At 56.4% G+C, this 20,039-nt stretch carries 21 protein-coding genes; 15 read left to right on the forward strand and 6 right to left on the reverse strand.

Going from position 1 to position 20,039, the window contains the following annotated elements; all coding sequences use genetic code 11:
- Nucleotides 1–22: 22 nt before the first annotated feature.
- The 11 genes from ACFX4U_RS20235 (at nucleotide 23) to ACFX4U_RS20285 (ending at nucleotide 9,799) form a co-directional block, all read left to right on the forward strand.
- Nucleotides 23–916, forward strand: a complete 894-nt coding sequence (locus ACFX4U_RS20235) for a LysR substrate-binding domain-containing protein (RefSeq protein ID WP_313508038.1) — start codon at nucleotides 23–25, stop codon at nucleotides 914–916.
- Between the two features lie 250 nt (nucleotides 917–1,166).
- Complete coding sequence (locus ACFX4U_RS20240; RefSeq protein WP_313508037.1) at nucleotides 1,167–1,502, forward strand: glycine dehydrogenase; 336 nt, start codon at nucleotides 1,167–1,169, stop codon at nucleotides 1,500–1,502.
- A gap of 10 nt (nucleotides 1,503–1,512) precedes the next feature.
- On the forward strand, nucleotides 1,513–1,875 hold the full coding sequence (locus ACFX4U_RS20245; RefSeq protein WP_020456288.1) for an SFCGS family glycine-rich protein: 363 nt from the start codon (nucleotides 1,513–1,515) through the stop codon (nucleotides 1,873–1,875).
- Nucleotides 1,876–1,877: 2 nt separating this feature from the next.
- The gene (locus ACFX4U_RS20250) at nucleotides 1,878–2,174 is read left to right on the forward strand and encodes a DUF4312 family protein (protein ID WP_020456289.1); all 297 of its coding nucleotides are present in this window, start codon (nucleotides 1,878–1,880) and stop codon (nucleotides 2,172–2,174) included.
- A gap of 51 nt (nucleotides 2,175–2,225) precedes the next feature.
- The gene (locus ACFX4U_RS20255; protein WP_017459108.1) at nucleotides 2,226–3,002 is read left to right on the forward strand and encodes a DUF4311 domain-containing protein; all 777 of its coding nucleotides are present in this window, start codon (nucleotides 2,226–2,228) and stop codon (nucleotides 3,000–3,002) included.
- A 9-nt stretch (nucleotides 3,003–3,011) separates the two neighbouring features.
- Nucleotides 3,012–3,653: a DUF4310 family protein gene (locus ACFX4U_RS20260; RefSeq protein WP_131407330.1), complete on the forward strand. Its 642-nt coding sequence runs from the start codon at nucleotides 3,012–3,014 to the stop codon at nucleotides 3,651–3,653.
- A 42-nt stretch (nucleotides 3,654–3,695) separates the two neighbouring features.
- On the forward strand, nucleotides 3,696–4,829 hold the full coding sequence (locus ACFX4U_RS20265) for an amidohydrolase/deacetylase family metallohydrolase (RefSeq protein ID WP_313508036.1): 1,134 nt from the start codon (nucleotides 3,696–3,698) through the stop codon (nucleotides 4,827–4,829).
- Nucleotides 4,813–5,931, forward strand: a complete 1,119-nt coding sequence (locus ACFX4U_RS20270; protein ID WP_313508035.1) for a DgaE family pyridoxal phosphate-dependent ammonia lyase — start codon at nucleotides 4,813–4,815, stop codon at nucleotides 5,929–5,931. Before ACFX4U_RS20265 ends, ACFX4U_RS20270 begins: the two co-directional genes overlap by 17 nt.
- Nucleotides 5,928–6,668: a KDGP aldolase family protein gene (locus tag ACFX4U_RS20275; RefSeq protein WP_313508034.1), complete on the forward strand. Its 741-nt coding sequence runs from the start codon at nucleotides 5,928–5,930 to the stop codon at nucleotides 6,666–6,668. The genes ACFX4U_RS20270 and ACFX4U_RS20275 overlap by 4 nt, the downstream gene beginning before the upstream one ends.
- A gap of 57 nt (nucleotides 6,669–6,725) precedes the next feature.
- Nucleotides 6,726–7,874 (forward strand): lactonase family protein, encoded by a 1,149-nt coding sequence (locus ACFX4U_RS20280; RefSeq protein ID WP_313508033.1) that lies wholly within the window; start codon nucleotides 6,726–6,728, stop codon nucleotides 7,872–7,874.
- A gap of 14 nt (nucleotides 7,875–7,888) precedes the next feature.
- Entirely contained in the window at nucleotides 7,889–9,799 is a 1,911-nt protein-coding gene (locus ACFX4U_RS20285) for a PRD domain-containing protein (protein WP_349350636.1), read from the forward strand.
- A gap of 34 nt (nucleotides 9,800–9,833) precedes the next feature.
- Here ACFX4U_RS20285 and ACFX4U_RS20290 read toward each other — a convergent pair whose 3' ends face one another.
- Nucleotides 9,834–10,667, reverse strand: a complete 834-nt coding sequence (locus ACFX4U_RS20290) for an oxidoreductase (protein WP_313508031.1) — start codon at nucleotides 10,665–10,667, stop codon at nucleotides 9,834–9,836.
- Between the two features lie 104 nt (nucleotides 10,668–10,771).
- On the opposite strand from ACFX4U_RS20290, the gene ACFX4U_RS20295 reads away from it, so the two are divergent.
- The 3 genes from ACFX4U_RS20295 to ACFX4U_RS20305 all read left to right on the forward strand — a co-directional run bounded on the left by ACFX4U_RS20295 (nucleotide 10,772) and on the right by ACFX4U_RS20305 (nucleotide 12,301).
- Nucleotides 10,772–11,692, forward strand: a complete 921-nt coding sequence (locus ACFX4U_RS20295) for an AraC family transcriptional regulator (protein WP_313508030.1) — start codon at nucleotides 10,772–10,774, stop codon at nucleotides 11,690–11,692.
- Nucleotides 11,693–11,784: 92 nt separating this feature from the next.
- Nucleotides 11,785–12,027 (forward strand): type II toxin-antitoxin system RelB/DinJ family antitoxin, encoded by a 243-nt coding sequence (locus ACFX4U_RS20300; RefSeq protein ID WP_017459099.1) that lies wholly within the window; start codon nucleotides 11,785–11,787, stop codon nucleotides 12,025–12,027.
- Nucleotides 12,017–12,301 carry a type II toxin-antitoxin system RelE/ParE family toxin gene (locus ACFX4U_RS20305; RefSeq protein ID WP_313508029.1) on the forward strand — a complete coding sequence of 95 codons (285 nt, stop codon included), beginning with the start codon at nucleotides 12,017–12,019 and terminating at the stop codon, nucleotides 12,299–12,301. The genes ACFX4U_RS20300 and ACFX4U_RS20305 overlap by 11 nt, the downstream gene beginning before the upstream one ends.
- A gap of 5 nt (nucleotides 12,302–12,306) precedes the next feature.
- Here the strand turns inward: ACFX4U_RS20305 and nrdG are convergent, their stop codons facing one another.
- From nrdG to treR, 5 genes are all read right to left on the reverse strand, one after another.
- A complete protein-coding gene (gene nrdG / locus ACFX4U_RS20310) occupies nucleotides 12,307–12,771 on the reverse strand; it encodes an anaerobic ribonucleoside-triphosphate reductase-activating protein (RefSeq protein ID WP_313508028.1) in 465 nt (154 codons plus the stop codon).
- A gap of 251 nt (nucleotides 12,772–13,022) precedes the next feature.
- Entirely contained in the window at nucleotides 13,023–15,158 is a 2,136-nt protein-coding gene (nrdD, locus tag ACFX4U_RS20315; protein WP_313508027.1) for an anaerobic ribonucleoside-triphosphate reductase, read from the reverse strand.
- A 384-nt stretch (nucleotides 15,159–15,542) separates the two neighbouring features.
- Nucleotides 15,543–17,198, reverse strand: a complete 1,656-nt coding sequence (treC, locus tag ACFX4U_RS20320) for an alpha,alpha-phosphotrehalase (RefSeq protein ID WP_313508026.1) — start codon at nucleotides 17,196–17,198, stop codon at nucleotides 15,543–15,545.
- Between the two features lie 45 nt (nucleotides 17,199–17,243).
- The gene (treB, locus tag ACFX4U_RS20325; RefSeq protein WP_065369956.1) at nucleotides 17,244–18,662 is read right to left on the reverse strand and encodes a PTS trehalose transporter subunit IIBC; all 1,419 of its coding nucleotides are present in this window, start codon (nucleotides 18,660–18,662) and stop codon (nucleotides 17,244–17,246) included.
- A gap of 127 nt (nucleotides 18,663–18,789) precedes the next feature.
- Entirely contained in the window at nucleotides 18,790–19,737 is a 948-nt protein-coding gene (gene treR / locus ACFX4U_RS20330) for a trehalose operon repressor TreR (protein WP_305737256.1), read from the reverse strand.
- A gap of 195 nt (nucleotides 19,738–19,932) precedes the next feature.
- On the opposite strand from treR, the gene mgtL reads away from it, so the two are divergent.
- Nucleotides 19,933–19,983, forward strand: a complete 51-nt coding sequence (gene mgtL / locus ACFX4U_RS20335) for a mgtA regulatory leader peptide MgtL (protein WP_228007843.1) — start codon at nucleotides 19,933–19,935, stop codon at nucleotides 19,981–19,983.
- Nucleotides 19,984–20,039 lie beyond the last annotated feature (56 nt).

The raw sequence follows: 20,039 nt of genomic DNA on the forward strand, positions 1-20,039 counted from the left end.
GAGTTTAGAATGCGGGTGGAAAATGGATTATCTCAAATGCGTTGAGTCGTTTGTTAGCACCATCAAGCTTGGCAGTTTTACCGCCGCCGCCGACTCGTTAGGCATCACGCCGGCGATGGTTGGTAAACATGTGCGCGAACTGGAACGCCGCACCGGTTGCAAGCTGCTGCACCGCACCACGCGCCGCCAGGGGCTAACCGAAGCCGGTCAGCGTTTTTACCAGTATGGCCTGCAAATCCTCGCCACCGTTCGCGAAGCAGACGCGTTAGCCAATCATCTTTATGAAAATGTCTCTGGCCTGCTGCGTATCAGCGCACCGGTGGCCTGGGGCAACCATGTTTTAACCCCCATCTTGTCGCGTTTTTTGCAGCAATATCCCGGCGTGAATGCGGAAATGGTGCTTAGCGATCGCAAAGTCTCGCTGATTGAGGAGCGTTTCCAGCTCGCTGTGCGCGTTGGTGCTATCAACGATGAAGGGATGATTGCCATTCCGCTGGCACCGTACCAGATGATCCTCGCCGCATCGCCAGACTATTTAGCACGCCACGGCACGCCCGAAACCCCGGATGAGTTGAAACAGCACCACTGCATCAGTTTTAGCCAGTGGCGATCCGATCACAGCTGGCAACTGGCAGGGCCGGACGGTAAACAAGACGTGCCGATTACCCCGCGGCTGATGGTGGATTCCGGCGAGGCGATTCGCCAGGCGGCGCTGGCCGGGCTGGGAATTGTGCAGCACGCCGACATCATGTTGCAGCGGGATATTGATGCAGGCCGTCTGTGCGCTGTACTGCCGGGCTATTTACCGCCGCCGCGCCCGATGCACTTATTACATTTACCCGGCAGGCCACTGCTGCCGCTGGTGTCGTCATTCACGGATTATCTGTTGCGGGCGCTGAACAACGGGCAGGAATAAGCAAACCTTATTCACCTCACACTTTTCCCCTCCCGCCCGCCGTTTTTTTGTGCTTTTCGGCTGTCGTCTTTCCGCCTCTTTTGGTCAAAATTGTGACCGCTATACAGTGAAAAATCCCTGAACGGCCTCATTTTGCGGCGCAGATCACTAAAGCCTTCCGCGTTTCCACTTCGAAGTGGAAAACTCCTCGCTACAAACTCTTAACCTGCAACGTTAGTTTTATTCCGAAGCCATTAACGGGGTACGACGAGTGAATAACGGAGCGGTAATAAACGACGCGGAGCAGGCTGCGCTAACGGCAACCCTCGCTGAACGCATGCTGAAGCAGGTGTATGCCTTACTCAGTTCTCAGAACATTACGCCGAACGCGGTGCAGCAACAGATGCTGACTTCTCATGTCCGCGCGATGGCGCACCGGTCGGTGACCGGCGAACCGCTACCGGAAGTGGACGCCAGCCTGTTTGATGAGATCTCGGCGGATTCCATGAACCTTGCCCGCGACGTCGTGGCGGCCTTTGGCAACCTTCCGGAAGAAGAAGCCTGGCTGCTGTCGGTGCACTTCGAAGTGGCGAAAGACAACCTTTAAGGAGCGAAAAATGGAACAGATTACCGTAGTGATTGGCGACCGTCTGGGTAAAGGCCAGAAAGTGGCGGCGGGCGTAGAAAAAGCGGGCGGCCGCGCGGTGGTCGTGCCGGGCGTGGCGGCGGATATGAAACTTGGCGATGTGATGAAAGCGGAAAACGCCACCTTTGGCATCTCGTTTTGCGGCAGCGGCGGCGCAGGTGCTATCACCGCGCAGAACAAGCATGGCTACAAAGCGAAATATGGCATGCGTTCTGTGGAAGAGGGCGTTACGGCGATTAACGAAGGCTGCAACGTGCTGGGCTTTGGCTTTATGGACAAAGAAGAGTTAGGCGAGCGTCTGGTGCAGGCGTGGCAGAAAAAATACGGCGCATAACCATGAAAGAACAGTTCACCACCACGGTCAGGGTAAAGGGCAAGGGCGATGCGAAAGCGCGCGCCTTCGCCGATGCGCTGAACCATGTTCAGGCCGCGGTGATGAAAACGTCGCCGCACATTTTACTGCGCATTGAGCCACAGGACGTGCAGGTTGTTCAGGCGCAGGAAACGACGCGCAAAGAGGCATTTTTGTTCCTCTTTTTGCGCCGTATAAGACGCACGTACAGCGTGGAGCTGGACGTCACCGTCAACGTGACCGCCATCAATCTCGATAAAGTGGATTTCGTCACGCAATAACTCACCGCATACCCCGTGAGCCAGTATCACAGGGTAGAAGAGGGCAGACTGATGTTCTTAATCATACTAATAAAATCGCTCATTATCGGCGGCCTGGTGGGCGTTGGTGTGGGCGCAGGGGCTGCACGCATGTTCCACGCGCCGACCACGCAAGGGATGGGCGCATTTCGTACACTGGGCGAACTGAACTCCTGCGAAGGGGATCCGGCTTCGCACTTCTCCTTTGGCCTGGGCTTCTTCTTTAACGCCTGGGCGTCATCCGTTGCGGCGGGCTCGTTCACTCAGGACGTTGACCACCGCATTATTCCGAACTGGGGTGCTGCTGCGTTGATGGTGAAAAATCGCAACGTGGGCGAAACCCTGCATGACCCGAAAAAGATGGCTATCGCCTGTGGCTTGATCGGCATGGTGGTCGTCACCTTCCTCAACCTGACTGCTTCCTCCGTTCCGGCGGCGTTGCAGGTAACGGCGGTGAAAGTGTTGGTTCCGGCCGCAAACCTGCTGGTCAACACCGTGATGCCGGTGATTTTCTGGCTGGCGGCTATTGATGCGGGCAAGAAATCCGGTTTCTGGGCCACCGTCTTTGGCGGCGCGGCGCAGCTGATTATGGGCAACGCCGTACCGGGCCTGGTGCTGGGTATTCTGATTGGTAAAGGCGTGGAAGAGAGCGGCTGGAACCGCGTCACCAAAGTGATGATGACGGCGATTGTCGCCCTGTTTGTGCTGAGTGCATTCTTCCGCGGCTTTGACCTGAAAATGATCGAGTCCTTCCACCTGAGCGCGCCGGACTGGCTGTCGCTTATCCACAACTCGCTCAGCGGCAAATAAGGAACCGAGATGGAACAGAATAAAGGCTTTTGGTACGCCGACTGGTCATTCCCGATTTTCGTCGGCCTGCTCTCTTCCGGCGTGTTCGCCGGGACACACATGTACTACCTGTACGGCATTGGCGCGTTTAACGAAGTGGCGTTTGTCTCGATGCTGCGTTCCGGCATGGATACCGGCGTTTACGGCGCGGTGGCGGCGTTTGGCGCGAGCTTCCTGTTTGCCCGCATTATCGAAGGTTCGCTGGTCGGTATTCTCGATATCGGCGGGGCGATTCAGACCGGCGTTGGCCTTGGCGTGCCGGCGTTGCTGCTCGGCGCGGGCTTTGTCTTCCCGGTGGCGAACTTTGTTGCCTCGCTGGCAACCGGGCTGATCATCGGCCTGGCGATTGGCTACCTGATTATCCTGGCGCGTAAGTTCACTATTAATCAGAGCGACTCCACCTACGGCGCAGACGTGATGATGGGTGCGGGTAACGCGTCTGGCCGCTTCCTCGGCCCGTTGATTATCCTCAGCGCGATGACCGCTTCCATTCCGATTGGCATTGGTTCGCTGGTGGGCGCACTGCTGTTTTACCTCTGGCAGAAGCCGATCACCGGGGGCGCGATCCTCGGTGCGATGCTGCTGGGCTCCATCTTCCCGGTAGCCCTCTGACACTCACGGGCGCTGCGGCGCCCGTTACTCCTGGAGATACGCATGTTTGATTTACTCCTGCGCCGGGCGCGTCTGGTTGACGACACGGTGACGGATATCGCCATCGCGGCGGGCAAAATCGCGGCGCTTGGCGATATCGACGGCCCGGCGGCGAAAAGCGTGGATTTACACGGCGAGCACTATGTCAGTGCCGGGTGGATCGACTCCCATGTCCACTGTTACCCGAACTCACCCATTTATCACGACGAGCCCGATAGTGTCGGCATTCAGACCGGCGTTACTACGGTGATTGATGCCGGTAGCACCGGCGCGGATGACATTGATGATTTCTATGCCATTACCCGTAAGGCGTCGACGGACGTTTATGCGCTGCTGAATATCTCGCGCGTTGGTCTGATTGCGCAAAACGAGCTGGCGAACCTGAACAATATCGACGCCGACGCCGCCCGTGAGGCCATAAAACGCCACCCGGATTTTATTGTCGGCCTGAAAGCGCGCATGAGCAGCAGCGTGGTCGGCGACAACGGCATCACGCCGCTGCAACGCGCCAAAGTTATCCAGCAAGAAAACGGCGATTTGCCATTGATGGTGCATATTGGCAACAACCCGCCAAACCTCGATGAGATTGCTGAGTTGCTGACCTCCGGCGATATCATTACCCACTGCTATAACGGCAAGCCGAACCGCATTCTGACGCCAACTGGCGAACTGCGCGCCTCGGTGACTCGCGCCATTGCGCGCGGTGTGCGTCTTGATGTCGGGCACGGCAGCGCCAGCTTCAGCTTTGCGGTGGCGCAGCAGGCTATTGCGCTTGGGATTTTGCCGCAGACCATCAGTTCCGATATTTACTGCCGCAACCGTATTGATGGTCCGGTGCGCTCGCTGGCGAATGTGATGTCCAAATTCCTCGCCATTGGCATGTCGCTGCCGCAGGTGATCGCCTGTGTGACCGACCACGCCGCCGATGGCCTGCGCCTGAAGCATAAAGGGCGTCTTGCCGTGGGTTTCGACGCTGACCTGACCATTTTCGATCTGAAACGCCAGCCGGTGCTGTTCACCGATGCGGAAAACGAGACGTTACAGGCCGAACAGATCTTCACGCCGCTTGCCGCCATTCGCGCGGGCAAGGGCTATATGACCGAACAAGGGAGTGCAGAACATGCCTTCGATTTATGATAAGTACAGTTTAAAACAGGTAATTAACGCCTCCGGGCGCATGACGGCACTCGGCGTTTCCACGCCGCGCCCGGAGGTGGTCGACGCCGTATTAAGCGGCATGAATCACTACTTCGAAATGAAAGACCTGGTGAATAAAACTGGCGAGTACATTGCGAAACTGCTGGAAGTTGAAGGCGCGACGGTGGTGTCGTGCGCGTCGGCAGGCATTGCCCAGTCCGTCGCCGCCGTGCTGGTGCGCGACAGCGACTGGCTGCTGGAAAACCTGCACAGCACGCCGATCGATAACAACGAAATCGTGCTGCCGCGCGGGCACAACGTTAACTTTGGCGCGCCGGTGGGCACCATGGTGGCGCTGGGCGGTGGCAAAGTGGTGGAAGCCGGTTACGCCAATGAATGCTCCGCCGATCAACTGGCGGCGGCGATCTCGCCGCGCACGGCAGCAATCCTCTTTATCAAATCTCATCACTGCGTACAAAAAAGTATGCTCAGCGTGGAGCAGGCCGCTGTGGTGGCGCGCAAGCACAGCCTGCCGCTGATTGTTGATGCGGCGGCGGAAGAGGATTTGCAGTGCTACTACCGCGCCGGTGCGGATTTGGTTATCTACAGTGGCGCAAAAGCGATTGAAGGGCCAACCAGCGGGCTGGTGATCGGCAAAACGCAGTATGTGGAGTGGGTAAAGCGCCAGACGGCGGGCATTGGCCGCGCGATGAAAGTGGGCAAAGAGGGCATTCTCGGCCTGACCTGCGCCATTGAGCATTATCTTTCTGCCAGCAAAGAGAGCGGGGCGGAAATGGTCGCCAAAATGACACCGTTTATCGACCAGCTAAACACGCTGAAAGGCGTGAGCGCCCGCGTGGTGTGGGATAGCGCCGGGCGCGATATTGCCCGCAGCGAAATCAAATTTGATGAAGCCGTCACCGGTATCGCCACCGGCGAGCTGGTCAGCGCCCTCAAACAGGGCGAATACGCCATTTACTTCCGTGGTTATAAAGCCAACGAAGGGATTATCGAAGCCGATGTGCGCAGCGTCACCGCTGAGCAACTGGCGATTGTGTATCGCCGCATCGCCGAAGAACTGAACAAGGGATCAAACGCATGAAACTGACGCCAAATTTTTACCGTGACCGCGTATGCCTGAACGTGCTGGCGGGAAGCAAAGAGAACGCCAGCGCGATTTACGAGGCCGCGGAAGGCCATGTGCTGGTCGGCGTGCTGTCGAAAAACTACCCGGATGTAGCGACTGCCGTGGCGGATATGCGCGACTACGCGGCGCGTATCGATAATGCGCTTTCCGTTGGCCTTGGCGCGGGCGATCCGAACCAGTCGGCCATGGTCAGCGCCATCTCCCGTGAAGTACAACCGCAGCATGTTAATCAGGTGTTCACCGGCGTGGCGACCAGCCGCGCGCTACTCGGGCAGAACGACACTGTGGTTAACGGTCTGGTTTCGCCAACTGGCACGCCGGGAAGGGTAAAAATTTCCACTGGGCCGCTGAGCAGCCAGGCGCCAGACGGCATTGTGCCGGTAGAAACCGCCATTGCGCTGCTAAAAGATATGGGCGGCAGCTCCATTAAGTACTTCCCTATGGGCGGGCTGAAATGCCGCGACGAGTTTATCGCCGTGGCGCAAGCCTGCGCGCAGCATGATTTCTGGCTGGAACCGACCGGCGGTATCGATCTGGACAACTTCAGCGAAATCCTGCAAATCGCGCTGGATGCGGGCGTTCGTAAGATGATCCCGCATATTTACAGTTCGATTATTGATAAGGCGAGTGGCGACACGCGCCCGGCGGATGTTCGCCAGTTGCTGGACATGACCAAAACACTGGTGAAGTAAACGATCTTCCCTCCCGATAAGGGAGGGAAACTCCCCCTCGTCACGTAAGGAGCCACCATGCTTACCGCTCGTCATCTGCTTACCGTTTCACTTTCTCTGCTGGCGACCAACGCCATGGCACAAACGCAGTACGCCTGGGTGGGAACCTACAACCCAAACGGCGAAGGGCTTTATCGCTTTACCGTTGATCCGCAATCCGGTGCGCTGGGTAATAAAACGCTGGTCAGCCCGTTGCCGAATGCGGCGCAGCTAACGGTGGCGCGGGATGGTAAAACCCTTTATCTCGCCAGCGAGGTGGAAAAGGGCGCGGTGCAGGCGCTGCATATTGGCGATAACGGTGAGCTGAGTGTGCTAAATCAGGTGGCATCCGGCGGTGCCGGACCGGTCTATCTGTCGCTAACGCCGGATGGCCGTTTTCTGCTGGTGGCGAACTATGTCAGCGGATCGATTGCCGTGCTGCCGGTGAAAGCCGATGGTAGCCTCGGTGAGGCGGTGGATACGCGTCAGGATCAGGGCGAACCGGGAGCCGCGAAACCGGCTGCGGCGGTGGAAGGCAGTTTTGCGATTAGCGATCATAATGGCCCGCATGCGCATATGATCGCCGCCGATCCGAGCGGGAAATTCGTCTTTTCCACCGATCTTGGGCTGGATCGCATTTATCAGTATCAGTTTGATGGCAAAACGGGCGCGCTAACGCCGAATGATCCACCCTTTATTAGCGCCTCTTCGCAAGGTGCCGGTCCGCGCCACTTTGTTTTCACGCCGCAGAGCGATGGCCTGTGGCTGATCAATGAAGAAGCCTCGACGCTCACGCACTACGCACTGAACAAAACCACCGGCACGTTGCAGCCGGGGAAAACCTTTTCGGCGCTGCCGAAAGAGTATAAAGGCACCAGTTTTGCCGCCGGGCTGGTATTAAGTGGTGACGGTAAACAGCTGTATGTCGCCAACCGGTTGCATAACAGCATCGCGCACTTTACGGTGAAAGCCGATGGTTCGCTAACTCATCAGGATGATGTCTGGACACGCGGCGATTACCCGCGCACGTTAACGCTGGCGGACAATGGCCGCTGGTTATACGTGATGAACCAGCGCAGCGATAACATCACCCGTTTTCGCGTGGAACGCGACGGGAAACTGCAGTTTGAGCCGGGCTACACGCCGGTAGGCAGCCCATCTCAGATGGTTATTTCATCTCACCCTTAAGCCCGGAGAGCGACGTGCGATTCCCGAACCAACGTTTGGCGCAACTGTTTATGATGTTGCAAAACGAGACGCTACCGCAGGATGAGCTGGCACAGCGCTTGTCGGTCTCGACGCGTACCGTTCGGGCCGATATCACCGCACTGAATGCGCTACTGCTGCACCACGGTGCGCAGTTTATTTTGACGCGCGGCAGCGGCTATCAACTGAAAATTGATGACGCCACGCGTTACCAGAGCTTGCAGGCGGCGCGCCCGCGCGCGCTGCGCATTCCGCGTAGCGGGCCGGAGCGCGTGCATTATCTGGTGGTGCGTTTTCTCACCTCTGCGTTCTCGCTCAAGCTGGAAGATCTGGCGGATGAGTGGTTTGTCAGCCGCGCCACGCTGCAAAATGATATGACCGAGGTGCGGGAGTGGTTTTCCCGCTACCGTCTGACGCTGGAAACGCGCCCGCGCCACGGCATGAAACTGTTTGGCAGCGAAATGGCGCTGCGCGCCTGTCTGACGGATCTGCTGTGGGAACTGGCGCAGCAAAATGCGGATAACCCGCTGATCACCGAAGAAGCGCTCAATCCGGGTGTGCCAGAGGCGCTGGCTGCCATTCTGCATGACTGTTTTAACCGCCACCATATTCGCCTCACGGATGAGGGCGATCTGTTTATCCGCCTCTACTGCGCGGTGGCGGTTCGCCGCATCAGCGAGGGCTATCCGCTCTCTGAATTCAGCGCCGAAGATGGGGACGAAAATGTCAAAGAGGCGGCGCGGGATATCTCCGCCGCGCTGCAACAACTGGCGGGAAAACCGCTGGCGGCGGCGGAAGAGCACTGGCTGCGGGTGCATATCGCCGGGCGACGCGTGCAGGAGATCGCACCCAGCGCCATCAGCGCCGATGACGACGAGGCGCTGGTCAACTACATCCTTGGCTACATCAACACGCACTATAACTACAACCTGCAAAACGATGACCAGCTACGTGCGGATCTGCTCACCCATATCAAAACCATGATCACCCGCGTGCGCTACCAGATAATGATCCCTAACCCGTTGCTGGATAACATTAAACAGCACTACCCCATGGCGTGGGATATGACGCTGGCGGCGGTCTCCAGTTGGGGGAAATACACGCCGTATGTGATCAGCGAAAACGAGATCGGTTTTCTGGTGCTGCATATCGGCGTCGGTCTTGAGCGCCATTACAACGTGGGTTATCAGCGCCAGCCGCGCGTATTGCTGGTGTGCGATGTCGGAAATGCGATGGTGCGGATGATTGAAGCAGTGCTGGCGCGTAAATATCCGCAGATAGTGGTGACGCGCACCGTGACGCTGCGTGAATACGAGCAGTGCGACGGTATCGCGGAGGATTTTGTTATCTCCACCGCGCGGGTAAATGAAAAAGATAAGCCGGTCGTCACCATCGCGCCGTTTCCCAGCGAGTATCAACTGGAGCAGATCGGCAAGCTGGTACTGGTAGACAGAACGCGCCCGTGGATGCTGGAAAAGTATTTTGATGCCGCGCATTTCCGCATCATCGACGGCGCGATGGATCAACAAACGCTGTTCAACACCTTATGCCATCAATTGCAGGATGAAGGCTTTGTCGATGCGGAGTTTCTCGATTCGGTGGTCGAGCGTGAAGCGATTGTCAGTACCCTGCTCGGTGAGGGCATCGCGTTGCCACACGCCCTCGGGCTACTGGCGAAAAAAACGGTGGTTTACACCGTGCTGGCGCCGCAGGGGATCGCGTGGGGCGATGAAACTGCGCATGTCATCTTCTTGCTGGCGATCAGCAAGAGCGAGTATGAAGAAGCGATGGCGATCTACGATATTTTCGTCACCTTCCTGCGCGAGCGCGTGACGGCGCGACTCTGTGCCTGTGCGGATTTCGCGTCGTTTAAACGCGTGGCGATGGAGTCGCTGAGCCGCTTTTGAGCCAATGCCGGGGCGCTTTCACGCCCCGTGCCCGTTAACCATCGGTAGAGCGGGTAAGCGCCTCCCATGCGTCAATCTCCGCAGTGAGTGCTGCCAGTTTCTCACGCACCAGACTGAGCGCATCGCTGCCCAGCAGCAGGTGCGCGGGCGGTGTGTCGCTGTCTATTATCGCCAGCATGGCGCGAGCTGCTTTGACGGCATCGCCGGGCTGTTTCCCGCTTTTTTCCTCGCGCGCCTGGCGAATCGGATCAAAAAGCGCATCGTAATCGGCAATGGCGCGCGGGGTGCGGATCATTGAGCGCCCGGCCCACTCGGTACGAAACGATCCCGGCGCAACAGCCGTCACGTGGATGCCAAAAGACTTCACCTCTTTGCCTAACGTTTCGCTGATCCCTTCCAGCGCGAATTTGCTCCCGCAGTACCAGGCGATCCCCGGCATGGAGATATAACCTCCCATCGAGGTGATATTGATAATGTGCCCGCTGCGGCGCTGGCGCATGCCGGGTAGCACGGCTTTCATCATGGCCGCGGCACCAAACACATTGACGTCGAATTGGCGGCGCATCTCTGCAAGCGAGGACTCTTCCATGATCCCTTCATGGCCATAACCGGCGTTGTTTACCAGCACGTCGATGGCCCCGATGCGTGATTCAACCTCTGCGACTACGTCAGTGATTTGCGCGAAATCGGTGACGTCAAGCAGGCGGGCAAATGCCCGGTCAGGATGCAGGGCTTCAAATGCCTGCTGCGCTTCGCGGTTGCGCACCGTACCAATGACCTTGTGACCCGCAGCCAGTGCTTCCTGCGCCAGCGCGCGACCAAAGCCGCTGCTGACGCCGGTGATAAAAAGTGTTTTTACAGATGACATGACGTCTACTCCCATGAAAAATGGAAGCTGCATAGTATTCTCTGACCTGCTGGCTTTTTAGGCCATATTTTCTCTTTTTATTGCCTGATCTTATGAGGTGCGCGATGGCTGACATGATCGCGAGGTTAAAAGAACTTGCCCCGCAGGAGGGGTACAACCTGACCGCGCTGGCGAATGTGCGCATTTTGCGTTCCGATCGCCCGCTGGCCCGCACGCCTGTGCTGTACGATCCAGGGATTGTGATTGTCTGCCAGGGCAGCAAGCGGGGGTATTTCGGTCAGCAGATCTATCTTTATGACGAGCAGCACTACCTGGCGGTATCGGTTCCTGTGCCTTTTGTGATGGAAACGGATGCATCGGCAGACCACCCGCTGCTGGCGATTTACATGCATCTGGATTTTCAGGTTGCCGCAGATGTGATGCTGCAAATTGAACAGCACGGCTTTTCGCAACAGCCCGCTGCGCCGCAAAGCATGATCTCCAGCCCGATGGACGAGACGCTGAAAACAGCGGTGCTGCGTTTACTGGAAACGCTCGGTAACCCGCTTGAGGCGGCGATCCTTGGTCCGGCGCGGGTACGAGAACTCTATTTTCGCGTTTTAACCGGCGCACAAGGCAATGCGATGCGTGCCGCGTTAGCCTTGCAGGGGCAGTTCGGTAAAATCGGTAAAACGCTGCGTTACATTCACGCGACGTATGCAGAACCCTTAACGCTTTCACAACTTGCTCAGCAAGCCGGGATGAGCGTGCCGACATTCCACAGTCATTTCAAAGCGATAACCCGGACGCCGCCGATGCAGTATGTGAAATCGGTGCGGCTGCACCAGGCGCGGATGTTAATGGTTCGCCAGCGACTCACTGCCGCAGCGGCCTGTTACGCCGTTGGTTACGAAAGCCCGTCACAGTTTAACCGCGAATTCAAACGGCTCTTCGGTTTACCGCCAGCGGAGGAGGTCAGACGTATGCAAAACAGTTTTGCCGTTCCTCCGGCGCATTCAGCGTCGGAATATATCTCGTCGCACTGAAAGAACGAGAATGAGAGCGGCTTTCCATAAATGCATGTAATGCGAATGTAATGCTATATTGCATTACACATTCTCTTTTTACCGGAGGCATAATGGCGACGTTAAATGTTCGACTGGATGACAAACTCAAAGAAGAGGCCTGGCGCGTGCTGGAAAAACTCAATATCACCCCAACTGAAGCCGTTCGCTTACTGTTTCAATATGTCGCTGAAAACGGGCGTATGCCGATCAAAACAGTGACGGTGAGCGAGGACGAATCGGCGTTGCTGGAGATTGTCCGGGAGCGGCTGGCGAACCCGCAAAAAGGCATCAAGGTCAATCTGGATGAATTATGAGCTGGTGTTTGATCCCCGCGCATACAAAGAATGGAAAAAACTCGGTGCCACGGTAAAAACACAGTTTAAAAAGAAACTGGCGGATGTGCTGGTTCAGCCAAGAATTGAAAAAGCCCGACTGCATCAATTTCCGGATTGCTACAAGATCAAATTGCGATCATCAGGCTACCGGTTGGTCTATCAGGTCAGAGACCATGTGGTGACGGTATTCGTTGTGTCTATCGGTAAACGCGAAAAAGCAGCCGCTTATCAGGATGCCTGCAAGCGGCTTTAATATGGTCAGCGCAAGTGATGCACAACCTGGTTACTGCTGCCGCGCCAGATAAGCATCGGGTCTTTTAGATCCTGAACAAATTTGCCGTCGATCAGCACGTTGATCAACCCGACCACCTCCAGCTGCGCGGCGTTCAGTTCGTCCATTTTGTAACCGGTCCACACCCAGATGTCTTTACCGGGGCATTCCGAGCGAATGCGGGTCACCAGCTTTAAAATATCCGGTATGTTTTGCGGGTGCAGCGGATCGCCGCCGGAGAGCGAAATCCCCTGGCGCTTGATGCGCGTATCGTTGAGATCGGCAATGATCCGATCTTCCATTTCTGCGGTAAACGGCGCGCCGGAATTCAGCCGCCAGGTGCTTTTGTTGTAGCATCCAGGGCATTCATGTACGCAGCCGGAGACGAACAGTGTGCAGCGCGTGCCGGGGCCGTTGACGATGTCGACTGGGTAGTATTGATGGTAATTCATATTTCCTCGTCGCATTTGGCGCTGTAGCTGCGTTGGCTACTCTCGCGCACCCGGGTCACTTACTTATGTAAGCTCCCCGGGATTTACTCGTTTGCCGCCTTGCTACAACGTCAACTGCTTAGAGGAAACGTATCAGACAGAAATTGTAGCGGCAGAAAACGTAGGCCCGATAAGCGTAGCGCCATCGGGCAATCAGGTCACTGACCGTGTGCCCGGCACGAGTAAACGCCATTCACCGGGCGACAGAAGTGTTAACCGATTTGCCCATTACCGAGGTGTTTCACGCGGCGTTTCACTTCTTCTTGCTTGCCAGCGTTGAACGGACGTGCGTCAGGGCTGCCGAGATAGCCACACACGCGGCGGGTAACAGAGACACGGGAGGCGTCGTGGTTACCGCATTTCGGGCAGGTAAAGCCTTTACTGGTGCATTCGAACTCGCCGGTAAAACCGCACTCGTAACACTCATCAATTGGCGTGTTGGTACCGTAATACGGCACATGCTGGTAGCTGTAATCCCAGACATCTTCCAGTGCGCGCAGGTTGTGCTGAATGTTCGGGTACTCGCCGTAGCAGATAAAGCCACCGCTGGCTAACGGCGGGTACGGCGCTTCGAAATCGATTTTGTCGTACGGATTCACCTTTTTCTCGACATCAAGGTGGAAGCTGTTGGTGTAGTAACCTTTATCGGTTACCCCTTCCACGACGCCGAAATCAGCGGTATCGATACGGCAGAAGCGATCGCATAAGTTTTCGCTCGGCGTGCTGTAAAGGCTAAAACCGTAGCCGGTCTCTTCTTTCCACTGATCGACCGCCTGGCGCAGGCGCTCAACAATCGCCACGCCTTTGGCGCGCAGTGCTTCGCTGTCGTAGATATGTTTATTGCCAGACAGCGCGTTGATCGTTTCGTGAATGCCGATATAACCCAGCGAAATCGAGGCGCGACCGTTTTTAAAGATGGGCGCAATATCGTCGTCCGCTTTCAGGCGCACCCCGCAAGCCCCTTCCATATAGAGGATTGGCGCAACGCGGGCTTTTACCCCTTCGAGGCGTGCGATACGGGTCATCAGCGCTTTTCTCGCCAGTTGCAGGCGGCTATCCAGCAGTTTCCAGAACGCCGCTTCATCGCCTTTCGCTTCCAGCGCGATGCGCGGCAGGTTAAGGCTGATGACGCCGAGGTTGTTGCGCCCGTCGTGTATTTGTTCGCCGTTCTCTTCATACACGCCAAGGAAGCTGCGGCAGCCCATCGGCGTTTTAAACGAGCCGGTCACTTTCACGACCTGATCGTAATTGAGGATATCCGGGTACATGCGCTTGCTTGCGCACTCCAGCGCCAGCTGTTTGATGTCGTAGTTCGGATCGTCGAACTTGTGATTCAGACCGTCGCGGATGGCGAACACCAGTTTCGGGAACACGGCGGTTTTACGGTTTTTACCCAGACCCGCAATGCGGTTACGCAGGATAGACTGCTGGATCAAGCGGGATTCCCAGCTGGTACCCAGCCCGAAACCGAAGGTGACAAACGGTGTCTGGCCGTTCGCGGTGTGCAGGGTGTTAACTTCATATTCCAGCGACTGGAACGCGTCGTAACACTCTTTCTCGGTGCGGCTGCGCGCATAGCCGTCGGCATCCGGGATGTTCCACTCGGTGGCGACTTTGCGGTGTTTTTCGAAGCTGGCGCTGACGAACGGTGCCAGCACTTCATCGATTCGGTTGATGGTGGTGCCGCCATAAATATGGCTGGCGACCTGGGCGATGATCTGCGCGGTAACCGCCGTGGCGGTAGAGATCGATTTTGGCGGTTCAATCTCCGCGTTGCCCATTTTAAAGCCGTGGGTCAGCATGCCTTTCAGATCGATCAGCATACAGTTGAACATCGGGAAGAACGGGGAGTAGTCGAGATCGTGGTAGTGGATCTCACCGCGTTCGTGCGCCAGTACCACATCGCGCGGCAGCAAGTGCTGGCGAGCGTAGTGTTTGGCGACAATTCCCGCCAGCAGATCGCGCTGGGTCGGGATCACTTTACTGTCTTTGTTGGCGTTCTCATTGAGCAACGCCGAGTTGGTTTGCTCAACAAGACCGCGAATATCCTGGTTCAGACGGCCACGTTTTTCTCGGGCGATATCGCGATCGTGGCGATACTCAATGTAGGCGCGCGCCAGTTGTTTGTGCGGCCCGGACATTAACTGGTTTTCGACGGCAGTCTGGATTTCGCTAATATCGACCTGCGATCGGCCCTGCATCTGACGACTAATTACCTCTGCGACGGTGGCGCAATAGTCTGCGTCATCGACTCCCGCTGCTTTAGCTGCACGCAAAATTGCTTCTTGTATGCGCTCTGAGTTGAAAGGCACTTTACAGCCATCTCGTTTCATCACATGCGGTGTCATGATCACTCCATTTTAGAAAACAGGTTATCCACAATAGGAGGACGCGCAGACTGGTTGGTTATTCATTACTAAAACCAATAAGTTCGTCCCATACTGGCCCGTGTTATCCACAGCGTGTATCGCTTTCGCGGTGGTCAGCTTGTTCGAATAGTAGTCGATTAATACAACATATAGGGCCGGGGTGCATTCTAAATTCTATATATAGTGATTTGCATCAAACATGTTTGCGTTTTTATTGACTCAGGACAAAGTAAAAACCGGATAGCGCAGAGGACGGGCACTCAGAGGAAATGTAAATTCAGGCTTTCTCATTTTGACTAAAAATTCAACAAAAACAGCAGGTTTATGCCTGCTGTTTTTTTGCGCCAGGGAAGTGAAAAACGCTTATTTTTGATGCCACCAAACGGCTTCGAACGGTCGCAGGGTCATTTCACCTGGAACAGGGGAAACTTCCGCATAGTTGCTGATGATAACCTGCCAGTTACCCGGCAAGGTTTCTGGTCGCCACGGCTGGAATTGATTGCTGAGGTTAGCGATAACCAACAACGTTTCTCCCTGCCACTGACGGCGGTAACACCATAAGTGCGGGTGAGCGGGGAGCAGATCCTGATAATCGCCCCAGGTGAGTATCGGCAAGTTTTTCCGCAGGCGAATCAACGACTGATAGGTATAGAACACCGAATCGCGATCGTTGACCGCGTTTTCGACATTGATTTCCCGATAGTTATCGCACAGCCCAATCCACGGATCGGCGGTGGTGAAACCGGCATTTTTGCGCGCGGTCCACTGCATCGGCGTGCGGCTGTTATCGCGCGATTTACTGGCGAGGATCGCCAGCAGCGCTTCCGGCTCGCGCCCGGCGGCACGCAGTTCGGCAAACATATTCTGGCTTTCCACATCGCGGTAATCGGTAATGCGCGCAAAATGCGGGTTAGTCATGCCAATCTCTTCGCCCTGATAAATGTACGGCGTGCCCTGCATGCCATGCAGCACCAGCGCCAGCATTTTGGCGGCGGGTACGCGCAACGTACCCTCATCGCCAAAGCGCGACACAATTCGGGGTTGATCGTGGTTACACCAGAACAGCGCGTTCCACGCCACGTCGTGCATCCCATGCTGCCAGTGGCGGAACAGCGATTTCAATGCCACAAAATCCGGTTTCGCCAGCGACCATTTTTCGCCGTCAGGGTAGTCGACTTTCAGATGGTGGAAGTTAAACGTCATCGACAGCTCGCTACCGTCGAGTGCGCCGTATCGCTGGCAATGTTCCAGCGTGGTGGATGACATCTCACCAACCGTCATCAGCTCGCGCGGGCGAAAAACCTCACGGCTCATCTCCTGCAAAAACTCATGGGCGCGCGGGCCGTCGGTATAAAAGCGTCGCCCGTCGCCGCTGTGATCGTCGGGGAAATCCTGCTGTTTCGAGATTAAATTCACTACATCGAGACGCAAACCGTCGACACCGCGATCGGCCCAGAAGGTGCAGACTTTTTTCAGCTCGTCGCGTACCGCCGGGTTTTCCCAGTTGAGATCGGCCTGCTCCGGCGCGAACAGATGCAAATAGTACTGACCGCTCTGGCTGTGCCAGCGCCATGCGCTGCCGCCAAATTTCGATCGCCAGTTATTCGGCGGCGTTTCTGGTTCGCTGCCGCGCCAGATATAGAAAGAACGGTATGGGCTTGCCGGATCCTGCGACGCCTGAAACCAGGCATGCTGGGTCGAGGTGTGGTTGAACACCATATCCAGCACCAGGCGGATACCGCGCTGGTGCGCCTGGGCGACCAGTTCATCAAAGTCTGCCAGTGTGCCGTAAAGCGGATCGATGGCGGTGTAATTCGCCACGTCGTAGCCGTTATCCACCTGCGGGGAGATATAAAATGGCGTCAGCCAGATGGCGTCAACGCCGAGGGATTGTAAGTAGTCGAGGCGCGTAATCACGCCGCGTAAATCACCGGTGCCAGTGCCGGTCGTGTCCTGAAAACTTTTTGGGTAAATCTGGTAGATAACGCCGTTTTGCCACCAGTGGGGAAGGGTATTCATCATGATTTCCTGCGAAAACGAAGGGGCGCAAACGCGCCCCAAAAATTACACAATCTGCAATGTGCCGTGACGGAACTTACGCTGATAAACAAAGGAGGTCAGCACCAGCGGGATGACAACCGCCACCGCTGTAGCCAGTGCGAAGACCTGCCAGAAAGCGGGTTGAATCGAGAGAAAACCCGGCAGGCCCGCCACGCCAATCCCGTTCGCCAGCACACCGTTAAGACCGCACAGCAACCCGGCAAGTCCGGAGCCGATCATCGCGCACAGCATCGGGAAGCGGTATTTCAGGTTGATGCCGTACATGGCGGGTTCGGTGACGCCGAGAAACGCGGAGATAGCTGCCGGAACCGAGATTTCACGCTCATTCTCTTTACGGCTGGAGATAATGATGCCCACCACCGCCGAGGCCTGCGCAACGTTTGACAGCGCAATCAGCGGCCACACCGGCGTCCCGCCCATGTTCTGAATCATCTGCATGTCGATAGCCAGCGTGGTCTGATGCACACCGGTAATCACCAGCGGCGCGTAGAGGAAACCAAACAGCGTCGCGCCAATCGGGGCAAAGCTGCCTGTCATCAGATGGCGAACCGCCCACGCCACGCCGTCACCAATCATGCGACCGAACGGGCCGATTAATGCATGCGCCAGGAACACCGCCAGGATCAGCGAGCACACCGGGACAATCACCAGATAGAGGGAGTCCGGTACCAGCTTCTTGAGCCGCGTTTCAATGATGCCGAGCGCCAGCCCCGCCAGCAGCGCCGGGATCACCTGCGCCTGATAGCCCACTTTCGCGATGCTGAACAGACCAAAGTTCCACACTTCCGGCACTTGCGAACCCAGTAAATACGCATTCATTAACTGTGGCGAAACCAACGTCACGCCAAGGATGATGCCGAGGATCGGCGTCCCGCCCATTTTGCGCACCGCAGACCAGCAAACGCCGACCGGCAAATAGAAGAAGACCGCTTCACCAATCAGCCAGAGAAAGTCATACACGGTTTTCAATGACGGAAATATCTGCACCAGCGTCTGGCCGTTGCTCATCGGGACATCGCCAACAATGTTGCGAAAACCGAGGATCAAACCGCCGCTAATCAGCGCGGGCAGTAGCGGGAAGAAGATTTCCGCGAAATGGGAGATTAAGCGCTCATGCCATTTCATATTTTGTCGCGCTGCCTGTTTGGCCTGCTCTTTATCCGCATGAGCCAGACCAGTGGCGGCGCGCAGTGCCTGATAGTAGTCGCCGACGTTGGTGCCAATCACCACCTGGAACTGCCCGGCGTTGGTGAAACAGCCTTTGACCATCGGTAGCTGATCAATCGCTTTTGGGTCGGCGGCGGCCGGGTTGTTTAATACAAAACGCAAACGGGTAATACAGTGACTGACAGTCGCGATGTTTTCGCGCCCGCCAACCAGGGCAATAAGTTGTTCAATATCTGATGGATTTACTTTGCTCATCCTGGTGCCTCTCGGGGGGAGAAATGATGCGTAACTTGACCGAGGCAAAGCGTAACCGCAGGCAAAAAAATTAAAAATGGGAACGTTCCCGAAACTTGGCGAGGATCACAATAAACGATAAAGCGGCTTAAACGAGGCGGGCAGGGATCACGATTTGGCGAGGCGTGGCGCGGCCATTTACCTGTTCTATTAATTGCGCGGCAGCCTGGCGGCCCGCTTCGGCGTAACCCGGATCAACGGTGACAATTTCCGGGTGCAGAAACTTCATCAGCGGCGTGTTGCCGACGCTGGCCAGTTGAAGATTATCAATGCGCTGTTCCTGCAAATATTTACTGGCACCGAGCGCCAGCGTATCGGTCGCGCAGAGCAGCGCGGTGGTGTCAGGGGTTAAAACGTTGGCGACATGTTCATAACCCTGCTTCATGGCAAGGCCCGGTAAGGCGAACGTGGGTTCGAGCTGGTGTTGTTGACAGAACGCCATATACGCGTCGTGGCGGCGTTTGCCGGTGGTGGCATCGCTGTGCGGTACGCCAATAAAACTGATATGCCGATGCCCGCGGGCATAAAGATTTTCCATTAACAGCTGAATTGCGCCGTCATCGTCGTAACAGACCGAGGCGAAACCACTGGCGTCGCGCGCCAGCAGCACCAGCGACGACTGCCAGGCGGTGAGCAGGCTTTCGGTGACCCCGGTAAAGCCAAACAGCACCACGCCATCAATATTACGGTGGCTCAGCATCTGCAAATGCTCTTCGACTAACTGCGGCGAAAATTGGCTTTCCATCATAATCGGGTCATAACCCTGTTCGTAAAACGCCGGAAGCATGGTCTGTACGGCAAGGTTTTCCGAGAGAGAATCCAGACGCGAAACGATAATCGCCACCACTTTATCGCTCTGCCCACGCATGGCGCGCGCGGAGCGGGAAGGGGAGAAACCGTGCTGATTGACCACCGCTTCCACCCGTTCGCGTGTGCGCTGGCTTACGCCGCTTTCGTTATTCAGCACACGGGAAACAGTGGATTTGCCCACGCCGCTTAAGCGTGCGATGTCTTTGATTGTCAGCCGGTTTTGCATACTTCAATCCTTTCCTGATAGGGGCGGGTTGCAGGATAAAGGAGTTTTGCATCCCTTCCAAGCGCCAGCAATGAGCAAAGTCTGGTTTATGCACTTTGTGCTATCAATTGATGGCGTGTATACGTTTGGTTTAATTCAGCGGAGCTATGATACCGCTACGTTATGATTCGCCCTTCACACCTTACCGGAGGCCAGATGGATCCCGATCCCACCCCTCTCCCGCGACGGAGATACTTTTTCCGGTAAGCCTGCTGTTGCTGCCTTACCGGATGCGTAAGGCAGCGACGTCGTTTTCGTCCCTG

It is taken from the genome of Kosakonia sp. YIM B13588, from assembly GCF_042788165.1.
Lineage (GTDB): Bacteria > Pseudomonadota > Gammaproteobacteria > Enterobacterales > Enterobacteriaceae > Kosakonia > Kosakonia sacchari.